An 18,535-nucleotide genomic window follows, 5' to 3' on the forward strand; every position below is an offset into this window, starting at 1 on the left:
ATATCAATAAAAATCTTTTCCACAAAGTTCCTCATTATGTGGGGAACTCGGAACTCAATGGCAGATACTGGTTAAATAATCGTTCCAGCTCCTGTTTATCCTGGGGCGTTGCGATCACCCGCCTGGGTATAACGATTGCGTGATAGGAATTCGTGTATAAATAGTAACAGGCGGGCGTTTCCGCCTTTTTTACAATGGCTTCCCAGCTATACCTGCTTTCAGATGCATTGTCTTTATCGATAATACCGGTATCGCTGAGCACCACTTCAGCCTCTTCCAAAACGTGCTGGTTCTCGGGCTTCGACAAAATATTTTTTACCCGGCGCAGGATAGATTGTTTGATCAGGTAGGGCACCATTAGAAAATAAACCGTGGCGATCAGTCCAAAGATGATGAGGTCGATAAAGATCTGATCGGTACGGCGGCTGAAAATGTATAAGCCTGCCACCGCTGCATACAAAATGAAAACCCGCAGGTAGTACCATAGCCGGTAATTCTTTTTCTCGGGCGATGCCCAGGCCGTATAGTAGTTGTAATCAAAATATTCTTCTTCTGTAAGGTGGTATTTGAGACTAAGCATGATTAAATCAATTGGCAACAGGCAACAGACAATTGGCAAAGGGAAACCAATTGGCAAAGTGCAAATAGACAATTGGCAAGGTTAAAACCAATTGGCAATTCGCAACACACAATTGGCAAGGTTAAAATCAATTGGCAATTGGCAATAGACAATTGGCAAAGGGAAACCAATTGGCAATTCGCAATAGACAATTGGCAAGGTTAAACCAATTGGCAATAGGCAATTGGCAATTGGCAAAGGGGCAACCAATGGGAATGGGCAACAGGCAAAGGAAGAACCAATTGGCAATTAGCAATCGGCAAATTTTACAATTGCAAGCAGTTTGCCTATCGTCGGTCACTCCTGCAATTCAAAAGCCCCTGCATCTTGTCTATGGCCTATTGTTTATTGCCCATGGTTATGATTTCTTCTTCGGGGCTGCCTTCTTCGCTGCTTTTTTAGGCGCCGCCGCTTTTTTTGTGGGTGCTTTCTTGGCTGCCGCTTTTTTGCTGGCAAACGCATTGGGTATTTGCGCTTCGATCATTTTCTTGACATCCTCCAGGGGCACCGTGCTCAATTCATCCGCTGTGTATTTGGTGTCGTCGGCTTTCTTACCCACTTTCAAGATTTTCTTGCCAAACTTCAGTACCGGACCCCAACGGGCATTTTCAATCGAGATCTTTTCCTCGGGCCAGTTTTGTATATAACGGTTCTCTTCTTTTTTGATCTTGGCTTCTACCAGCTCATCGATATTGGCCTGCGAAAGATTTTCAAAATCGTAACGCCTGGGTACATTGATGTACATATCGTTCCACTTAATGAACGGACCGAATCGGCCGGTACCTTTGGTAACCGGTTTTCCGTCATAGAACCCGATGGGTGAATCGGCTTTTTGCTTTTCACCGATCAGCTCCAGCGCTCGCTCCATGGTTAACCCGAACGGATCTTCACCGCGCGGCATGGAGATATTCTGCTCACCGAATTTGATATAGGGTCCAAAGCGGCCCAGGTTCACTGAAATTTCCTGTCCCTCCAGTTCGCCCAGTGTTTTAGGCAGTTCAAATAACTGTAATGCCTCCTCGAGGGTGATGGTTTCAATACTCTGGCCTCTTCTCAAACCGGCAAAACGTGGTTTTTCTTCATCATTTGCATCACCGATCTGCACCATGGGACCGAAGCGGCCCATGCGGGCAACGATCTTTTTACCGCTTTGCGGATCAATGCCCAGTTCGCGTTCGCCTTTTATGCGTTCTGCCGTTTCAATGGTATTATCAACGTCTTTTTTGAAGGGAATGTAAAAGTCATCGATCATGTTATTCCACTTCAATTTACCGGCAGCTACTTCATCAAATTCATTTTCGATCCGGGCCGTAAACCCGTAATCCATAATATCGTCGAAGTATTGTTTCAGGAAGTCGGTTACTACCAGTCCCAGGTCGGTAGGGAAGAGCTTGGCTTTTTCTGCCCCGGTATTTTCCTGCTCGGTAACCTTGGCGATCTGGTCATTCTTCAGGGTCATGATCCGGAAATCGCGGCGGATGGGGTCTTTATCGCGCTTCTCTACATAACCGCGGGCCAGGATGGTTGAAATGGTAGGTGCGTACGTAGAAGGACGGCCGATGCCCAGTTCTTCCAGTTTCTTCACCAGGGAAGCTTCCGTATAACGGGGGGAAGGACGGCTGAAACGCTCGATGGCCTTCATTTCCCGTAAGGGCAATTGCTGGTTTACGGTTAAAGGCGGCAGCATGCCTTCCTGTTGTTCGTCCTCGTTTATATCTTCATCATCGCGGTCTTCGCGGTACACTTTAAGGAAACCGTCGAATTTCAGCACTTCTCCGGTAGCGGTCAGTTCTTCTTTATTGGTAGAGATCTCAATTTTGGCAATGGTTCTTTCCAGTTCGGCGTCGGCCATCTGGCTGGCCATGGTACGCTTCCAGATGAGCTCATACAGGCGGCGGCCATCGGCATCATCCACAGTGCTGTTCTCCATATAAGTAGGCCGGATGGCTTCGTGCGCTTCCTGGGCCGACTCATTCTTGTTCCTGTATTTGCGGGGCTGATAATAATTATTACCGTACTGGCCTGTTACCTGTTTGCGAATATCATCCATGGCGGTATCGCTCAGCGCAACACTATCGGTACGCATGTAGGTGATCTTACCGCTTTCATACAACTGCTGGGCGATCTGCATGGTGCGTTTAACCGAATAACCGAGTTTACGCGATGCTTCCTGCTGCAGGGTAGAAGTCGTAAAAGGCGCCGCCGGTGATTTTTTGGCGGGTTTTACCTGGATGTCGTTCACCTTATATTTTGCACCGATACAAGTTTGCAGGAACTTCTCAGCATCATCAACGGTATCGTACTTTTTGCCTTCGGCAACAAAGGTTACATTCTTGCCCGTTATATCAGGGGTGGTGAAAAGGGCTTCAATTTTAAAGGTGCTGGTGGCTGTAAAGGCGTTGATCTCGCGTTCGCGTTCAGCAATCAGCCGAACGGCCACGCTTTGCACGCGTCCCGCGCTGAGGTTATTGCGGGTGCTGATCTTACGCCATAATACCGGGCTCAGCTCAAAACCCACGATGCGGTCGAGCACCCGGCGGGCCTGCTGGGCATTCACCAGGTCCATATTCACGGTGCGTGGACTGGTCACCGCTTTTTGTATGGCTGGCTTGGTAATTTCATGAAAAACAATACGTTTGGTGGTCTTTGGGTCGAGGCCTAATACCTCGCACAAATGCCAGCTGATGGCTTCTCCTTCGCGGTCCTCATCCGTTGCCAGCCAAACCTCTTCAGATTTCTTAGCGAGGCTTTTCAGCTCTTTTACAACCTTTTCCTTGGTTTCGGGGACAGTATATCTTGGTTTATAGCCATTTTTAATATCAATACCCATTTCTTCCTTTTCAAGGTCACGGATATGACCAAAACAACTCTTCACCTCGAAATCTTTCCCCAGGATCTTTTCGATGGTTTTGGCTTTTGCAGGAGACTCAACTATCAATAAATTCTTCGCCATAGGTTCAATAAATGGTTTATATGCACTTAACGCTTGAGGCTTACCGCTAAAGGCCAGTTGCTCAGATCCTAAGCGCGCGTTCTTCATTCAGCCTTCCGGTTTAACAATCAACCTTTTGCGTTCCGCGTTTCTCTCCAGCCTTCGGCATTTAGCGTTAAGCTATTTCCTTCAAATTCAATGATCTTTAATATTGAATTGATGCGTCGCTGGTGGCAGAAATGGTCGGTTGCTGGCGTGCAAGTTTAATGTATAACAACGAAAACAACAAATTGGTACTTAACCGGCAAAATCTTACCATGCCGAAATGGCGGTCGTTTCTTAATAGTACAGGTTGCCTGTTTAAACGGAAGAGGATTGCACTCCTCACTAATTGGTAAGAGAAAACCTGTACGGATGAACATAATAAAAATATAATGCAGTGGTATTTATGACAGAATGCGGGTTTATCTGGTAAAAAAATTAACTTCAGCCAATCTTATTCACGTTGACCAACCATTACAAAATATTTCCACTCGGAGATGCGGCGGTTACTTTCGACATGGGCAATCAGATCAGTGAGGGTTTGAATCAAAAGGCGCTGGCTATGCAGCAATGGCTGCTGGCCCATCCGTTCGAAGGATTGAAGGATTGCCTGGTGGCCTATAGTTCCCTTACCGTATTATACAACCCGGTCATTATCAAAAAACATTACCAACCCGCAAACACGGTATATGCCTGGGTGGCCGACCGCTTACAGCAGGCATTTGACAATGCCAGTCAGGTTAAAACAGAAATCCGCGATGTGATCAGGATCCCGGTTTGTTATGAAGAACCCTTTGCGCCCGACCTGGCCGAACTGGCCCGGCAAAGACATCTTACCCGTGAGGAGGTGATCCACCTGCATACTGCCCCTGTTTATAATGTATACATGATCGGGTTCCTGCCGGGTTTTTCCTATTTGGGTGAAGTGAATGCAAAGATTGCTGCGCCCCGGAAAGAGCATCCCGTACCTGTGCAGGCCGGAAGCGTTGGAATAGCGGGATCACAAACGGGGATCTATCCTTTGAACAGCCCGGGCGGCTGGCAGATCGTAGGCCGCACACCACTTAGGTTATTTGAGCCCTTTGTTCCTGAACCGGTCAAGTTAGAAACCGGGGATAAGGTTCAATTTTATGCCATTACTAAAAACGAGTTCATGGAATACGATCAGCGTTTGTAGTTTGTAGTTTGTGGTTTATGGTTTGTGGTTTGTTGTTTATGGTTCATTATTATTCAGGCTCGCCACTGTTTGGTAACTCAAAAAATCTCAAGAACTCATGAACTCAAGAACTCAGGAACTGAATAACTGAACTGAACAACTGAATAACTCAAATAAACGAGAACCGGGAATTTAGAAGAAACGATGTCATTAACTATAATCAAACCGGGTTTGTTAGACACGATCCAGGACCTGGGAAGAACTGGATATAGCCGGCTGGGCATTAATGCCGGCGGGGTGATGGACCGCTATGCTGCCCAGGTAGCCAATATGCTGGTGGGCAATGATACCGGCGAGGCGGTCATAGAGATCCATTTTCCGGGCGCCCAGTTCCTGTTTGAACAGAATACCCTCATCAGTATTACCGGCGGCGATTTTAACGCCTTACTCAACGATGAACCCATTCCTTTATGGCATCCGGTGGTGGTACGCAAAAATGCGGTGTTGCATTTTCCCGGGCTGCAATCGGGCAGCCGGTGCTACCTGGCCGTACATGGCGGCTTTTGCGTGAACAAATGGCTGAACAGTTACAGCACCCATTTAAAGGCCGGCGCCGGCGGCTTTCATGGCCGCAAACTGGAAAAGGGAGATGAGATCTCTTTCCGGGAAAGCCGCATTTATTTTGCCGGCCTGCTAAAACCGGGGCGGGAGTATGAGGTCCTGAAATGGCAGGTAGATACCGGCAATACCTATCGGCATCCAAACGAGATCTACATGATTAAAGGGAATGAATGGGACCAGCTGACCGAAAGCTCGCAACAGCATATGGTGGAAGACAATTTCACCATCCATCCATTCTCAGACCGGATGGGTTACCAGTTGAAAGGTGTTGACCTGAAACGGTCTATTGACACCGAACTGGTTTCCTCGGGGGTGAGTTTTGGCACTATACAGCTATTGCCCAATGGCCAGCTCATCGTTTTGATGGCCGATCACCAGACAACGGGCGGCTATCCCCGCATCGGGCATGTGATCTCTGCCCATTTACCGAAGCTGGCGCAATTGAGGCCAAGTGATTGTATTCATTTCAAAATAACGGATATTGGCACGGCCGAAGACCTCTTGCTTGCCCAGCAACAGGAACTGAATATTTTACAACGCGCCTGTACAGAGCGGCTGAATAGAATGGTATGTTAAGCATAGATATCAATTGCGACATGGGGGAGAGCACCCACCTGTGGCCTTACAATATTAAAAAAGACCTGCAGTTGTTAGCATATGTGAGCAGTATTAACCTGGCTTGCGGCTTTCATGCGGGTGATGCACACACCATGCATAAACTGGTGGCAGCTGCCGTTGATGCCAATATTGCCATCGGTGCACATCCGGGCTTTCCCGACCGGGAAAATTTTGGCAGAACCGGTATGCACCTGCCGCCGGAGCAGGTCTATGACCTGGTATTGTATCAGATCGGTGCGCTGGATGCGTTTTTAAAGGTGATGGATACCCGCCTTCATCATGTTAAACCACATGGCGCTTTATACAATATGGCGGCAAAAGAGCCTGCGCTGGCAGAAGCGATTTGCAAAGCAGTGTATGATTATGACGAAGCGTTAATACTATACGGTTTATCAGGCAGTAAGCTTGTTCAGGCGGCGATAGCCACCGGCCTCAAAACCTGCAGTGAAGTGTTTGCTGACCGTACATACCAGGATGATGGACAACTGACGCCACGTACCGATCCGCATGCATTGATCATTGATCCGCAGCAGTCATTGAACCAGGTGCTGCAAATGGTTACCCGGCGAAGCGTTATCAGTGTACATGGTAAAGAAGTGCCGATTGTTGCCGATACGGTATGTATTCATAGCGATGGAGAACATGCTATAGATTTCGCCCGTTCTATCAATGAAGCTTTTTTGATCAACGGGATCAAAGTTCAAAGTTTATAAGGTCATAGTATGTTAGAGATCGCGGATAATATTTAGGATAGGAATGGGAGCTTTGCCAACTGCCCACTGCCAATTGCCACTGGTTCTGTTTGATCTAAAACCAACAAATGAAGGGTTCAACCAAGTCAGCTTTATTGGGCGCTGCATTTCTGATGGCAACTTCCGCCATTGGTCCGGGCTTTATTACCCAAACCACCGTATTTACCCAGCAACTGCTTACCAGTTTTGGTTTTGTAATATTGGTATCTATTATCCTCGACATTGCCGCCCAGTTAAACGTATGGCGCATTATTGCTGTTACAGAAATGCGGGCGCAGGACCTGGCCAATAATCTTCTGCCCGGCATGGGTTATGTGCTGGCCATCCTGATCGTGGCCGGGGGCCTGGTCTTCAACATCGGGAATGTAGCCGGGGCCGGACTCGGAATGAATGTCATTTATCCATTCGATACCGATCCCGGTCGTCCGGTGATGGGAGCGGCGATCAGTGCCGCCATTGCACTGCTTATCTTCTGGATCAAAGAAGCCGGTGTGGCCATGGACTGGTTTGCCAAAATACTGGGCTTTATTATGATCGCCCTGACCCTTTATGTGGCCATCAGTTCACAGCCGCCGGTAGGTGAAGCAATATATCGCTCCTTTGTACCTGTTAGCATAGATACGACTGCTATTGTAACCCTGGTTGGCGGAACGGTAGGCGGGTATATCAGTTTTGCCGGCGCCCACCGCCTGCTCGATGCCGGTATAAAAGGAGAACAACAGTTACCGCAGGTAACCCGTAGCAGTGTAAGCGCTATCTTACTGGCTTCGTTAATGCGGATCTTATTATTCATGGCGGCCTTGGGCGTGGTGACGCATGGCGGCGTATTGAATAGTAAAAATCCTGCAGCTTCGGTATTTCAGATCGCAGCCGGTGACGCCGGTTACAAAATATTTGGTATTGTATTATGGAGTGCCGCCATCACTTCAGTGGTAGGTTCGGCATATACTTCCATCTCCTTTTTGCGAACCCTGCACCCGGTGTTCGACAAATACCAGCGGCTTATTACCACCTTGTTCATCCTGATCTCTATGGGCATTTTTGCATTTCTGCGACAGGGGGCCGTGCAATGGCTGGTGGTAGCCGGCGCCCTGAATGGATTGATCTTACCTTTGTCGCTGGCCCTTTTGTTAGCTGCTGTGTTCAAGAAGAAGCTCATGGGCGATTATAAACATCCGGTATGGTTAGCTGTTGCGGGGTGGATCGTGGTTGTTATCATGAGTATTATGGGTGCCACAGCCATATTAAGCCTAACGCTTAACGCTTAGCGCCGGTTTCCTAAAGTTGTTCCTCCTGAAGAATTAGAATGTTCAAATACCGGGTTTGCCTTCTGCGTTCGCCGTCTCTGTAATTACCGTGTTGCATCCGTAATTCCCCCTTTTGCATGCAGTATTTACCAATGTTATAATGAAATTCTATTAACTATTCTGCCATCATTAATGTTGCCGCTTGTTAAAGGATCGCTATTCCTTTCTTTTTTACGTTTCATTTACACATAAACCGATTTTTTTATCGTTATTTGTGTTATTCCAACCACCTCAACCCACCTATAAGGCATTTCATTTTTTTTTACAACAATTATCCATTAATTAAACCGTAACGGTTATGGCTGACAATCAGCAATCGCCTGACACTGGCTTGTATACCTATGATTCATTTACCGGCAGAGGCCCCGGCAAAAAGGCCGACACAAATTTTTTATGGTGGTGTTCCGGTGCTCACCAGGAACTCTTAAAACAATTTCCCTCTGAACACAGCAAATACTGGGGACTGGGCGGCGTTATCCTGGCCACTTTTGTGCTCGCTGCACTCTCTGCCGGTTATGCCATTTACAGCGTATTTGGCAACTGGCTGTGGACCCTGTGCTTTGCCATCGTTTGGGGGCTTATCATCTTTAATTTCGACCGCTTCCTCGTTTCCACCATGCGTAAGTATGGCGTAAGCCGCCGCAAACAATTGTCCATGGCCATACCCCGTATGGTGCTGGCTGTACTCATCGGATTTACCATTGCCCGGCCACTGGAACTGAAGATCTTTGAAAAGGAGATCAACACCAAAGTGATCGAGAACACGCACAAGAAGATACAGCTGAACGACAGTTTGCTGCAGGCAGAAAATACCGCTTTGATGCAATCGACCGAAGCGGAAAGGAACCGCCTGTTTGAACGCAAGAAAAATATAGAGGATGAACTCAGCCGTTTACAGCAAGCCTATGTTCAGGAAGCAGATGGAACGGGTGGTTCACAGCAGCGCGGGGTACAGCGGATCGCCAAACTGAAGTTGGATGCTTACACCTCTTCTGCCCAGCAGGCTACGCCCGAACTGCAATCGCTCACGAGCAGCATCAAAGTGCAGGACAGCATACTGGCCAACGCTAAAAGTAATCTGGAAGCCAAGCGGGCCCAGTATGAATTGAACGCGCTGGAAAATGTTGGTTTCCTCGAACGGAATAAAGCGCTCACCGACCTCGCTGCTGAAGAAAGCAGTGTTTTCTGGACCAGCTTTTTATTATCCCTGCTCATCATCCTGATCGAAGTAGGTCCCATCATTTCAAAACTCATAATGCCGGTTGGTCCATACGACATTGCCCTGGCCAAAGAAGAGCTCACCAGCATGGCCGCTGCAGAAGAGGAAATGCGCCGGAACAAAGAAATGCTGGTTGATAAAAAGAATACCTGGTACAAGAAACAGAAAGAGGTTTCAGACCAGCTGGTTGAAAAAATGACAACGCTGCAGCAAAAACATATCGACGAGGAATTGGATAAATGGGAGCGGGGCGACTGGAATCCCCGCGATCACCGGGCCAGTATGGACGAAGTGATGCGCAAGATCAAGGAGCGCTACCAGTTCAATGGCGAAGACCTACTGTAAATAGATATAAGCGCCGCCCAGGCCAATAAATAAGAGCAGGGTTAGTAGAGCAATGCCTTTACTGACCCTGTATTTTTGCCGGGCTGCCGGTAACAGTAAAAAGATTATAGCCCATACCAACAGGAAGATACCCACCCCGAAGCCGATCAAGGAATTATCAAATTGTTTCAGTTTCATAGCCTGTTCAAGGGTCATGGCGCCCACGAGCGCGGTGATGAACAGTAAGATGGGAAGCCCTAAGATCCAGCCCAGGCGCCTGCCGGCCAGCAAACACCAGCCCGCGATAATACCTGCGATAACCAAAGACCAGGTCCTGAGATCGGAGTAGAGTTCATTTTTACTGATGACAAAGGTTCCGTTCTGCATGGAATAAGCACCTGAGCGGTTTGAAAAGATAGATGCCAATTGCATGAGCAGGTAAATAACACTGATCAGTAAAACCAGGATGCCGGCGTATTTTTCCTTCCAGCTTAATTTAACCATAGGACTTTAATTTAAACCAGGTTGTTTTGAAAACGTATGGAATGGCTTGTAAAGTATGTGTTACCGGTTACCAGTTACCAGTTACCTGTTTCCAGGCCTTCGCCAGTTTCGAGGCCCAGAGCGCATATTCTTTTCCGGATGGGTGCAATTGATCGGCAGCGAGCAGTGATGCGTCGTTGGCAGCCAGGCGGGTGCCCGGGGTAATATCCAGATAATGCACTGCGTACTTGCCGGCTAGCTGTTTATTCACCGCATTAAATGCATCGATCTCCCGGGTGATAACAGCGCTGTCCCTGTCACGGGCAAAAGGCGTAATGCCCCAGTCGGGTATAGACAATACAAATACATGCTGTGACTGATCGCCGGCAAAGTGAATCGCTTGTTGTAACAGTTTATCAAATTGTTGGGCATACTCATCCACGCTTCTGCCCCGGTATTGATTATTTACGCCGATCAGCAGGGAAACCAGATCATAGGAAGGCAGCAAGCGGCTATTGTTGATACCTGCCTGTAGTTCATCGGTTGTCCAGCCGGTCCTGGCTACAATTTCAGCTGCGGCCAGCTGAAAACCTGCACTGCGTAAGAGCTGTACCGTTTGATAGGGAAAACTTTCATATACCGGAACGCCTTCACCAATGGTATAGGAATCGCCCAGGGCCAGGTAAGCGTAAGTGTTGAGCATAACTTGAAAATAGGGGAGAAAAGTACAAAAAATACAGTTACCGGTTACCAGTTACCGGTTACCAGTTACCGGTTGCCAGTTACCGGGTACCGGTTACCGGGGGCGGGCCTTCGCCGGAATGCGGGAACCGGATTTACCTGTTTAAAAAACAGAACAGATCGTTAAAGGATCTGTTCCCGGAATTAAAGGATCCGCGACTGGTTTTGAAATATGCGGGTTGGATCCTTTAATAAACAGGGGTTGATTATTGAAAAATTGGGTCAATTCGTTCAAAAAATTGTTCTGGGTATGCAACAAACAATATCAGTTTGTTTAATAAACAATATCAGTTTGTTCAATAAACAACACCTGTTTGTTCAATGATCTGGTACTGATCGTTCAATGATCTGGTACTGATCGTTCAATGATCTGGTACTGATCGTTCAATGATCTGGTATTGATCGTTCAATAAACTGTTCCTGTTTGTTCAATAAACTGTTCCTGTTTGTTCAATAAATTGAGGCGCAAGTAGTTCATATTCAGTGATAGTTGGATAGAACTTCCCGCTGAAACCGGTCTTCGTTCACCGGAAAATTTAGGGCTTTCGCAACAATTTCAGCTGATCCAACACCGGCTTTCCGGCAACGGAGTAATAAAAAAGGGCTGCTTTCGCAGCCCCCGCAACATAATCATGTAGTGTCTGTACATGTTGCTTTATTAAAACAAATCGAGATCAAATCTGACTAAAGCCGGATGCCGATAAGAAGAGCCCCTTGATTACCGGAACTGTATTCCATTAGCATATCAGCAAATCAGCAAATCAGCTAATCAGCAAATCAGCTAATCAGCAAATCAGCTAATCAGCAAATCAGCTAATCAGCAAATCAGCTAATCAGCAAATCAGCTAATCAGCAAATCAGCTAATCAGCAAATCAGCTAATCAGCTAATTATTGCTGTATCCCCTGCATTCCGTTCTGCATGCCTTCCTGTTCCCCGCGCAGGTTCTTGCGTTTGAAGAGGGCCACGTCGAATTTACCAAAGCGGTAGCTGAAGTTCACACGTACGATCTGCGGGTCTCTTCTGCGCCAGTCATCCTGTACGAAGCCGGTTGCAATGGAATGCACGAAATACCGGCGGGTCCTGAAGATATCACTCCAGTTTACCGATACAGTAGCGGTATTCTTTTTGATCTGGAAATCTTTGCGCAATCCCATATCAACCCCATAGTTTGCGTTGATGTAGCCCTGCGTAGTGGTTGGTTGTCCACCACCAAATCCGCCACGACCACCGCCGCCGCCACCGCGACCACCGCCGCCGCCATCACCACTGTTGCTGGTGCTTACCGGTAAGGCGCTTTTACCGATGTATTCGCCGCTGATCTGAACACTCCAGCCTTTATTGAATTTAAAGTTGTGGTTCATTTTACCCGACCAGCTCGTGCGTTCATTTTCGAGGTTCTCGACGACATTGCTGCCGTTGATCTTCGAATAATACACGTTGGCGCTCGTGGTCACATCCCACCATTTTGCCAGGTTGTTACGGAAGATCAGTTCCAGGCCGCTTGCATACGCGGTTGAAGCATTTACATAGGTGGAAATAAAGGCCGAATCTTTACTGCTGCCCAGGTTACCCCATTCCTGATAACGGGCGATCAGGTTCGTGGTATATTTTCCGAACAAGGTAGCCAGAAAGGTATTGTTCTTTTTACCATAGGTCTTTTGGTACGACAATTCCAATGAATGGGTGAATTCCGGCTTCAGGGCCGGATTGCCGGTTTGATAGTTCAGTGGATCTGAATAATCGGTATTCGGCATTAACTGGAAGAAATTAGGCCGGTTGATGCGACGGGTATAATTCAATTGCAGGTCCTGCCGGTGATTCAATGTTCTGCTTAAAAATACACTGGGGAAAAGGCTGATGGGGAAATCGTTCTTATAGGTGTCTTTCCCGATCTGCTCGCCTTCATAACCGCTGCTTTCAGCACGTAAGCCCAGCTGGTAGCTGAAGCTGTCCTTTATTTTTTGAGAGAAGGTAACATAACCGGCATACACGTGATCGGTGTATTCAAAGTTATTGCTCTGGGCATCGATGAAAGTGCCATTCAGATAGTTATACTGGAAGCTTTCAAAATTACGTACCTGGGCACGCAATCCGGCTTCCCATTTTATACTTTCTGTAACCGGCTTTATATAATCTGTTTGCGCAATGAAGAACTTATTGCGGCCGCCACCATCGATGGTTTGCAATTGTTCAGGATTCTTCGGATCCAATTGGTCAAGGTCATAGAAATAACGATAGCGGATATCGCTGTAATTGGTATTCCTGCTTTGATTAAAATTCAGATCGGCTGTCCATTCTTCACCCGGGCGTGCAAACAGGTGTTTAAAACTTAATTGCGTACCATAATTGCGGAAATTGTTTTTACCGAGTGTATTGCGGTACTGGGTCTCAAGGCTGCCGAAAGCGGTGTCAATGACCGTATTGGTACGGTTATCGGGTTTGAAATCGCCATTCACGATCGACTGCGAGATGGAAATGGTATTGCGGTTATCGATGAAATAGTCAAGACCAAAGCGGCCAAAGGCAAAGGCGCCTGTGAACACGCTGTTGGTATATTGCGTTGTATATGCTTCCTTCGAATCAATAATACTCGTACGGTCTGTTTGGCCCCAGCCTTTTGATTTCCGCTGGTTATACATTGCATTGGCAAATACGTTGATCTTGCCCTGGCGAACATTCAGATCGCCACCGCCATTAAAGCGGCCACGGCTATCAACACCAGCCCGCACGCTTCCATTATAACCGGTCTTCCGGTTCTTTTTCAGTATAATATTCAAAATACCCGACTGGCCGCCGCTGGCATCGTATTTTGCAGAGGGGTTGGTGATTATTTCAATACTTTGAATAGCGTCGGCGGGGATCTGATCTATGGAAAGGGTAGTGGGGCGGCCATCTACAAAGATCTGCGGGGCGGCATTACGCAGGGTAACATTCCCGTCGATATCTACATTGATGGAAGGTACATTACGCATAACGTCGATCGCTGTACCACCGGCTGAGGTGATGCTTTTCTCCACATTGAAGATCTTGCGGTCGACCCCCATCTGGATCATGGGTTTGCTGCCGGTGACTGTTACGTCCTGCAGTACGGAAGCATCCTGCTCCATTTTTATATTGCCCAGGTCTTTATCAACGGCAGAAAGCATCTGGGATCTGTCGGCCCCAGGCCCCATCTTCAGGTCAAAACTTACTTTTTGTTCAATGGGTTTGTAGCCGATGGCTGTAATTACCAGTTTGAACTGCCCAAATACGGGCAGGTTCTCGAGACTGAAATCGCCATTCCGGCTGGTAAGCATACCGCCAATTACCACATCGGTCCTTTTTTTGCTAACAGTATCAAACTTGTTCTGGAATAATTGTACAGAAGCTGCATCGAGTCCTTTGTTGGTTGTTTTGTCGATGATCCGGCCGTAAAAGTGACCGATATTCATTTGCTGACCGCCGCCCTGCCTGTTTCCGCCACCAGGCCGGTTACCGCCGGCGCCTGCGCCCGGGAATTGCGCATTGGTTATGAGAGAACAGGCCAGGAGTGTAAAGAGCCATCCAATTTTTTTCATCTAAAATTATAATTTGTGTTTTGGCCAGATGATGTTCCATTCCGCGTACCGGAACAGACCTTTCATTTGTCAGTTACTATGGTTGAGATCGATCAGACGGCAAAATTGCCCGAGAACTTGTGAAATAGACATTTTTTGTGATGAACGGCGGGCGGCATGTCGTTGGGGGTTACCGGGTACCGGTTACCAGTTACCAGTTACCAGTTACCAGTTACCAGTTACCGGTTACCAGTTACCGGGTACCGGTCTTCGGTTGCGGGTTTCATGTTCCAGATTACAGGGCTTTCATTGCAGCTGCCTGTTTTTCTGTAACCCTGCAACCTGCAACTTGTAGCCTGGAACTTTTTTACATCAAAGCCATTACGATGAACGCCTGGATACAACCCACAATAAAGCCCAGGGCGGCGCCTAACAAACCCGCCTGGCGCAATTCTTTTCCCAGGTGCTGGTAAAGCGCGGCTTCGATGCTTTGAGGTGAGAATGAAGCTATTTTATCGTTGATGAGCTGTTCCAGGTCAAGCTCTTCCTGCAGGTTCTGCACATAGCTTTTCATGATCACCGGAAAAAGACTTTCGAGCTCTTTCATGAAGATCTCTTTCAGCGTAGCGATGGTTCTATCGCCGATGAGCATCCCGATCATGGGAAATGCTTCTTTCAGCTTGTTGCGCAGAAAATCATCCACATGCTGTTCCACCGTGGGCATGATTTTTTTGAAGTTGTCAGGGTTGGTGATCTTTGCTTCCAGGTCGGTAAAAGAAAGAAATTCCCTGCTTACGAGTGCGCTCAGTTGAGCGGCCAGCTGCTTTTGCCGCCTGGGAAAAATACCCTGGATCGTATATCCGAATAGCCGTATTGGTTTCAGGGGATGGAATAATAGCCTGATGAGGAGCTTGTTGGACGCCCATCCAATAAATGCAGAAGTACCCGCGAGAATGATCAATAACCACCAGTTCATAAATAGATTTTGACTATAAACATTGCATATGTTAGGGGAAAACCATAACTTTTGCAGCGAGTTTTGGCCAATAAAAAACCCCCGACATTACCGTCGGGGGAGTTATCTGAGGGAGGATGATGGGTCTCGAACCCACGACCTCAAGTGCCACAAACTTGCGCTCTAACCAACTGAGCTACAACCTCCGTGTTCAGGCTGCAAATGTAAGAAAAAATTAGTTTTAGTAAAAAATCTTTCTACAAACCTTTCATCAAAATGGCTTGTTAATTATAACATTAGTGCAACAACCCATCTTTTTTATCGTTATTTTTGAATTGATGCCTAAAGTTTTAAAATATATGCTACAACGAAAAAATTTACCCATAGTCTTGCTTTTATTTGGTGCAGGTTTGATCCTGGCGTTCAAGTCGCTGGGGTTTGGTTTGGGTAATGGTAATCCGCCTACTAAATATGAAAAAATACTTCATAACGTGGGGGAGATGCTTGCCGAGATCCATTACAGTCCGAAAAAGATCGACGATAATTTTTCAAAGGAAATATTCAAGAAATACCTGGGCGAGAAGATCGATGATCAGAAGAACATCCTGCTTCAGTCGGATATTCAGCAACTGAAAAAATACGAAACCAAACTCGATGATGAGATCCTGGGCGGCGCCGTGCAATTTGTACCAGCCGTTTCCGAGATCTATAAAAAGCGTTTGCCTGAAACCGAGGCCATCTATAAAGAATTGCTCGCAAAACCTTTTGATTTCACCAAGGATGAAACTGCCAACTTCAATGATGAAAAGCTGGATTATCCCAAATCTGAAGCAGACAGGAAAGAAGCCTGGCGCAAACGGTTGAAATACCTTACGCTCGAGCGCTATTATGATCTGATGGAAGACCGGGAAAAGAATAAAGGCAAGGAGAATTTTGTAGTAAAAACAGATGAAGAACTGGAAAAAGAAGCGCGTGAGCGGGTATTGAAAATCATGAACCGGAATTTTGACCGCCTGAAATTCAAAGTGAGCGACGACGATCGTTTCAATGAGTTTGTAAAGACCGTTACCGAATCGATGGATCCGCACACTACGTTTATGCCGCCGGTTGACAAACGTTATTTCGACGAGGAAATGAGCGGCCGTTTTTATGGCATCGGCGCTTCATTACGTGAAGAGGACGGCAATATCAAGATCGGTTCCGTACTGGCAGGTAGTCCGGCTTTGAAATCAGGTGAAATCGGTGTTGGCGATGCCATCATCAAAGTGGGCCAGGGCAGTGCTGAACCTGTTGATCTTACCGGTTATACAGTTCAGGATGCGGTGAAACTGATCCGTGGTAAAAAGGGTACTGAAGTGCGGCTTACGTTAAGAAAGCCTGATGGTTCAGTAAAAAGCGTTTCACTGATCCGCGATGAGATCATCCAGGATGAAACCTTTGCCCGCAGTGTGGTCATCAATACGCCGAAATCAAAACTCGGGTTCATTTACCTGCCTGAGTTCTATGCCGATTTCGATAATCCCAAAGGCGCCCGTTGCTCTGAAGACGTGCGTAAGGAGATCATTAAATTAAAAGAGCAGAAAGTAGACGGCATCATTATGGACCTGCGCAATAATGGCGGTGGTTCATTATACGATGTGGTGCAAATGGTTGGTTTGTTCATTGAAGGCGGTCCCATCGTTCAGGTGAAAGACCGCGAAGGCAAACCCACTGTTTACTACGACCGCGATAAATCAGTTTTGTATGATGGTCCGCTGGCCGTTATGGTAAATGAATTCAGCGCTTCAGCTTCTGAGATCTTTGCCGCCGCCATTCAGGATTATGACCGTGGTGTTATCATTGGCAGCACTTCTACCTACGGTAAGGGTACTGTTCAACGTAATATTGGTTTAGACAAAACAATGGGTTTCCTGGATCCTAACAGTGAACTGGGAACCATTAAGCTCACCCTGCAGAAATTCTATCGCATCAACGGTGGTTCTACCCAGCTAAGGGGCGTTTCATCTGACGTGAACATACCCGACATCTTCGAATACACGAAGATCCGCGAAAAGGACAATCCGGATGCCCTGGCATGGGATGAGATCCAGAAAGCAGATTACAACCGCTGGAAATATGGTCTTGACCTGAGCCCCATCAGAAAAGCCAGTTCAGATCGTATTAAAAATAATGCCCTGTTCAACACCATTCACAACAATGCAGAATGGCTGGCTAAACAAAGCGATAAAACGGTTTCCCTGAACCTGAAGAAATACCAGGAAGAACAGAAAAAGAGCAAGGCCATTGCCAAACAAATTGAAACGCAGAACAAGTTACCGCACGAGCTGAATGTTGAACCTTTACAGGACGACATGAAACGCTTTGAAGCCGATAACGCCAAACTGGAGCGCTTCAAGAACTGGTTGAGGATCCTGCGCAATGACCCATACCTGGATGAGGCAACCAATGTGTTGAATGACATGGTTACCCAAACCAACCTGGTGTATGCCGACGTAAAACAAAAGCAGTAATTACTTTATCTTCTTTGAATATATAATATAAAAGCCTTTCGAACTTTTCGGGAGGCTTTTGCTTTTAGATCCTTTTTCTTTACACCAGTCACTGGTATAAGCGGGATTTTCCGCTTATTTTTGCAGCCATCCCATGAGTATGAATATTTTAGACCAATTTAAGCAGATAACGACCTTTGTGTTTGATGTAGACGGCGTACTGACTGATGGTACGCTGTTTGTTTTTGATGACGGACAGTTTGTACGGCGGATGAATATAAAAGACGGATTCGCCCTTCAGCTGGCGGTAAAAAAAGGGTACCGGGTAGCCGTTATCTCCGGTGGGGCAAGCGATGCCGTTACCCAGCGTTTGCACAAGCTGGGCATACAGGATGTATTCATGCAGGTTACCGATAAAAAAAGCAAACTGGCCGCCTATGTGCAGCAACATAAACTGAAATGGAATGAAGTCTTGTTCATGGGCGATGATATTCCCGATTATGAGGTCATGCAGCAGGTTGGACTGCCTTGCGCGCCTTCCGATGCGGCCACAGAAATAAAACAGATCGCGAAATATATTTCCTTGCTGCCGGGTGGACAAGGCTGTGCGCGCGAAGTGATAGAAAAGGTACTGAAGCTGAATAATCACTGGGAATTACATACTGATGTAGCCAGTAAATGATTTCTGATTTCTGATTTCGAGATTTAGAGATTTCTGGATTACTCAAACTCACAAATA

The 18,535-nt window shown here is 46.9% G+C and carries 13 protein-coding genes and 1 tRNA gene; 7 read left to right on the forward strand and 7 right to left on the reverse strand.

Features of this window, described 5'->3' with window-relative positions; all coding sequences use genetic code 11:
* Window positions 1-34: 34 nt before the first annotated feature.
* Window positions 35-580: a YcxB family protein gene (locus tag JT717_RS14485; protein ID WP_205511198.1), complete on the reverse strand. Its 546-nt coding sequence runs from the start codon at window positions 578-580 to the stop codon at window positions 35-37.
* A 397-nt stretch (window positions 581-977) separates the two neighbouring features.
* A complete protein-coding gene (topA, locus tag JT717_RS14490; RefSeq protein ID WP_205511199.1) occupies window positions 978-3,572 on the reverse strand; it encodes a type I DNA topoisomerase in 2,595 nt (864 codons plus the stop codon).
* A 484-nt stretch (window positions 3,573-4,056) separates the two neighbouring features.
* Here topA and pxpB point away from each other — a divergent pair, with 484 nt between their 5' ends.
* From pxpB to JT717_RS14515, 5 genes are all read left to right on the forward strand, one after another.
* Window positions 4,057-4,770 (forward strand): 5-oxoprolinase subunit PxpB, encoded by a 714-nt coding sequence (gene pxpB / locus JT717_RS14495; protein WP_205511200.1) that lies wholly within the window; start codon window positions 4,057-4,059, stop codon window positions 4,768-4,770.
* A 183-nt stretch (window positions 4,771-4,953) separates the two neighbouring features.
* Complete coding sequence (locus JT717_RS14500) at window positions 4,954-5,946, forward strand: 5-oxoprolinase subunit C family protein (RefSeq protein WP_205511201.1); 993 nt, start codon at window positions 4,954-4,956, stop codon at window positions 5,944-5,946.
* Window positions 5,940-6,701, forward strand: coding sequence for a 5-oxoprolinase subunit PxpA (locus JT717_RS14505; protein ID WP_205511202.1), 762 nt, complete (start codon window positions 5,940-5,942; stop codon window positions 6,699-6,701). The genes JT717_RS14500 and JT717_RS14505 overlap by 7 nt, the downstream gene beginning before the upstream one ends.
* Window positions 6,702-6,808: 107 nt before the next feature.
* Entirely contained in the window at window positions 6,809-8,008 is a 1,200-nt protein-coding gene (locus tag JT717_RS14510; protein ID WP_205511203.1) for an NRAMP family divalent metal transporter, read from the forward strand.
* 337 nt (window positions 8,009-8,345) lie between these two features.
* On the forward strand, window positions 8,346-9,611 hold the full coding sequence (locus tag JT717_RS14515; RefSeq protein ID WP_205511204.1) for a DUF4407 domain-containing protein: 1,266 nt from the start codon (window positions 8,346-8,348) through the stop codon (window positions 9,609-9,611).
* Here JT717_RS14515 and JT717_RS14520 read toward each other — a convergent pair.
* The 5 genes from JT717_RS14520 to JT717_RS14540 all read right to left on the reverse strand — a co-directional run bounded on the left by JT717_RS14520 (window position 9,603) and on the right by JT717_RS14540 (window position 15,513).
* The gene (locus JT717_RS14520) at window positions 9,603-10,094 is read right to left on the reverse strand and encodes a hypothetical protein (RefSeq protein WP_205511205.1); all 492 of its coding nucleotides are present in this window, start codon (window positions 10,092-10,094) and stop codon (window positions 9,603-9,605) included. The genes JT717_RS14515 and JT717_RS14520 overlap by 9 nt on opposite strands.
* Window positions 10,095-10,161: 67 nt before the next feature.
* On the reverse strand, window positions 10,162-10,776 hold the full coding sequence (locus JT717_RS14525; RefSeq protein WP_205511206.1) for an SGNH/GDSL hydrolase family protein: 615 nt from the start codon (window positions 10,774-10,776) through the stop codon (window positions 10,162-10,164).
* A 927-nt stretch (window positions 10,777-11,703) separates the two neighbouring features.
* A complete protein-coding gene (locus JT717_RS14530; RefSeq protein ID WP_205511207.1) occupies window positions 11,704-14,373 on the reverse strand; it encodes a TonB-dependent receptor in 2,670 nt (889 codons plus the stop codon).
* Window positions 14,374-14,719: 346 nt separating this feature from the next.
* On the reverse strand, window positions 14,720-15,328 hold the full coding sequence (locus JT717_RS14535) for a DUF445 domain-containing protein (RefSeq protein WP_205511208.1): 609 nt from the start codon (window positions 15,326-15,328) through the stop codon (window positions 14,720-14,722).
* A gap of 111 nt (window positions 15,329-15,439) precedes the next feature.
* A tRNA-His gene (locus tag JT717_RS14540) sits at window positions 15,440-15,513 on the reverse strand.
* A gap of 153 nt (window positions 15,514-15,666) precedes the next feature.
* Between JT717_RS14540 and JT717_RS14545 the strand changes: the two genes are divergently transcribed.
* Window positions 15,667-17,817, forward strand: a complete 2,151-nt coding sequence (locus JT717_RS14545; RefSeq protein ID WP_205511209.1) for a carboxy terminal-processing peptidase — start codon at window positions 15,667-15,669, stop codon at window positions 17,815-17,817.
* A gap of 139 nt (window positions 17,818-17,956) precedes the next feature.
* Window positions 17,957-18,478, forward strand: a complete 522-nt coding sequence (locus JT717_RS14550; RefSeq protein ID WP_205511210.1) for a KdsC family phosphatase — start codon at window positions 17,957-17,959, stop codon at window positions 18,476-18,478.
* Window positions 18,479-18,535 lie beyond the last annotated feature (57 nt).

This window comes from Longitalea arenae (assembly GCF_016924755.1).
Lineage (GTDB): Bacteria > Bacteroidota > Bacteroidia > Chitinophagales > Chitinophagaceae > Niastella > Niastella arenae.

Bases quoted from the DNA above. Each gene is read 5' to 3' on its own strand.
- JT717_RS14485 (WP_205511198.1), bottom strand. From the start codon at position 580: ATGCTTAGTCTCAAATACCACCTTACAGAAGAAGAATATTTTGATTAC.
- topA (WP_205511199.1), bottom strand. From the start codon at position 3,572: ATGGCGAAGAATTTATTGATAGTTGAGTCTCCTGCAAAAGCCAAAACC.
- JT717_RS14500 (WP_205511201.1), top strand. From the start codon at position 4,954: ATGTCATTAACTATAATCAAACCGGGTTTGTTAGACACGATCCAGGAC.
- JT717_RS14505 (WP_205511202.1), top strand. From the start codon at position 5,940: ATGTTAAGCATAGATATCAATTGCGACATGGGGGAGAGCACCCACCTG.
- JT717_RS14510 (WP_205511203.1), top strand. From the start codon at position 6,809: ATGAAGGGTTCAACCAAGTCAGCTTTATTGGGCGCTGCATTTCTGATG.
- JT717_RS14515 (WP_205511204.1), top strand. From the start codon at position 8,346: ATGGCTGACAATCAGCAATCGCCTGACACTGGCTTGTATACCTATGAT.
- JT717_RS14520 (WP_205511205.1), bottom strand. From the start codon at position 10,094: ATGGTTAAATTAAGCTGGAAGGAAAAATACGCCGGCATCCTGGTTTTA.
- JT717_RS14525 (WP_205511206.1), bottom strand. From the start codon at position 10,776: ATGCTCAACACTTACGCTTACCTGGCCCTGGGCGATTCCTATACCATT.
- JT717_RS14530 (WP_205511207.1), bottom strand. From the start codon at position 14,373: ATGAAAAAAATTGGATGGCTCTTTACACTCCTGGCCTGTTCTCTCATA.
- JT717_RS14535 (WP_205511208.1), bottom strand. From the start codon at position 15,328: ATGAACTGGTGGTTATTGATCATTCTCGCGGGTACTTCTGCATTTATT.
- JT717_RS14545 (WP_205511209.1), top strand. From the start codon at position 15,667: ATGCTACAACGAAAAAATTTACCCATAGTCTTGCTTTTATTTGGTGCA.
- JT717_RS14550 (WP_205511210.1), top strand. From the start codon at position 17,957: ATGAATATTTTAGACCAATTTAAGCAGATAACGACCTTTGTGTTTGAT.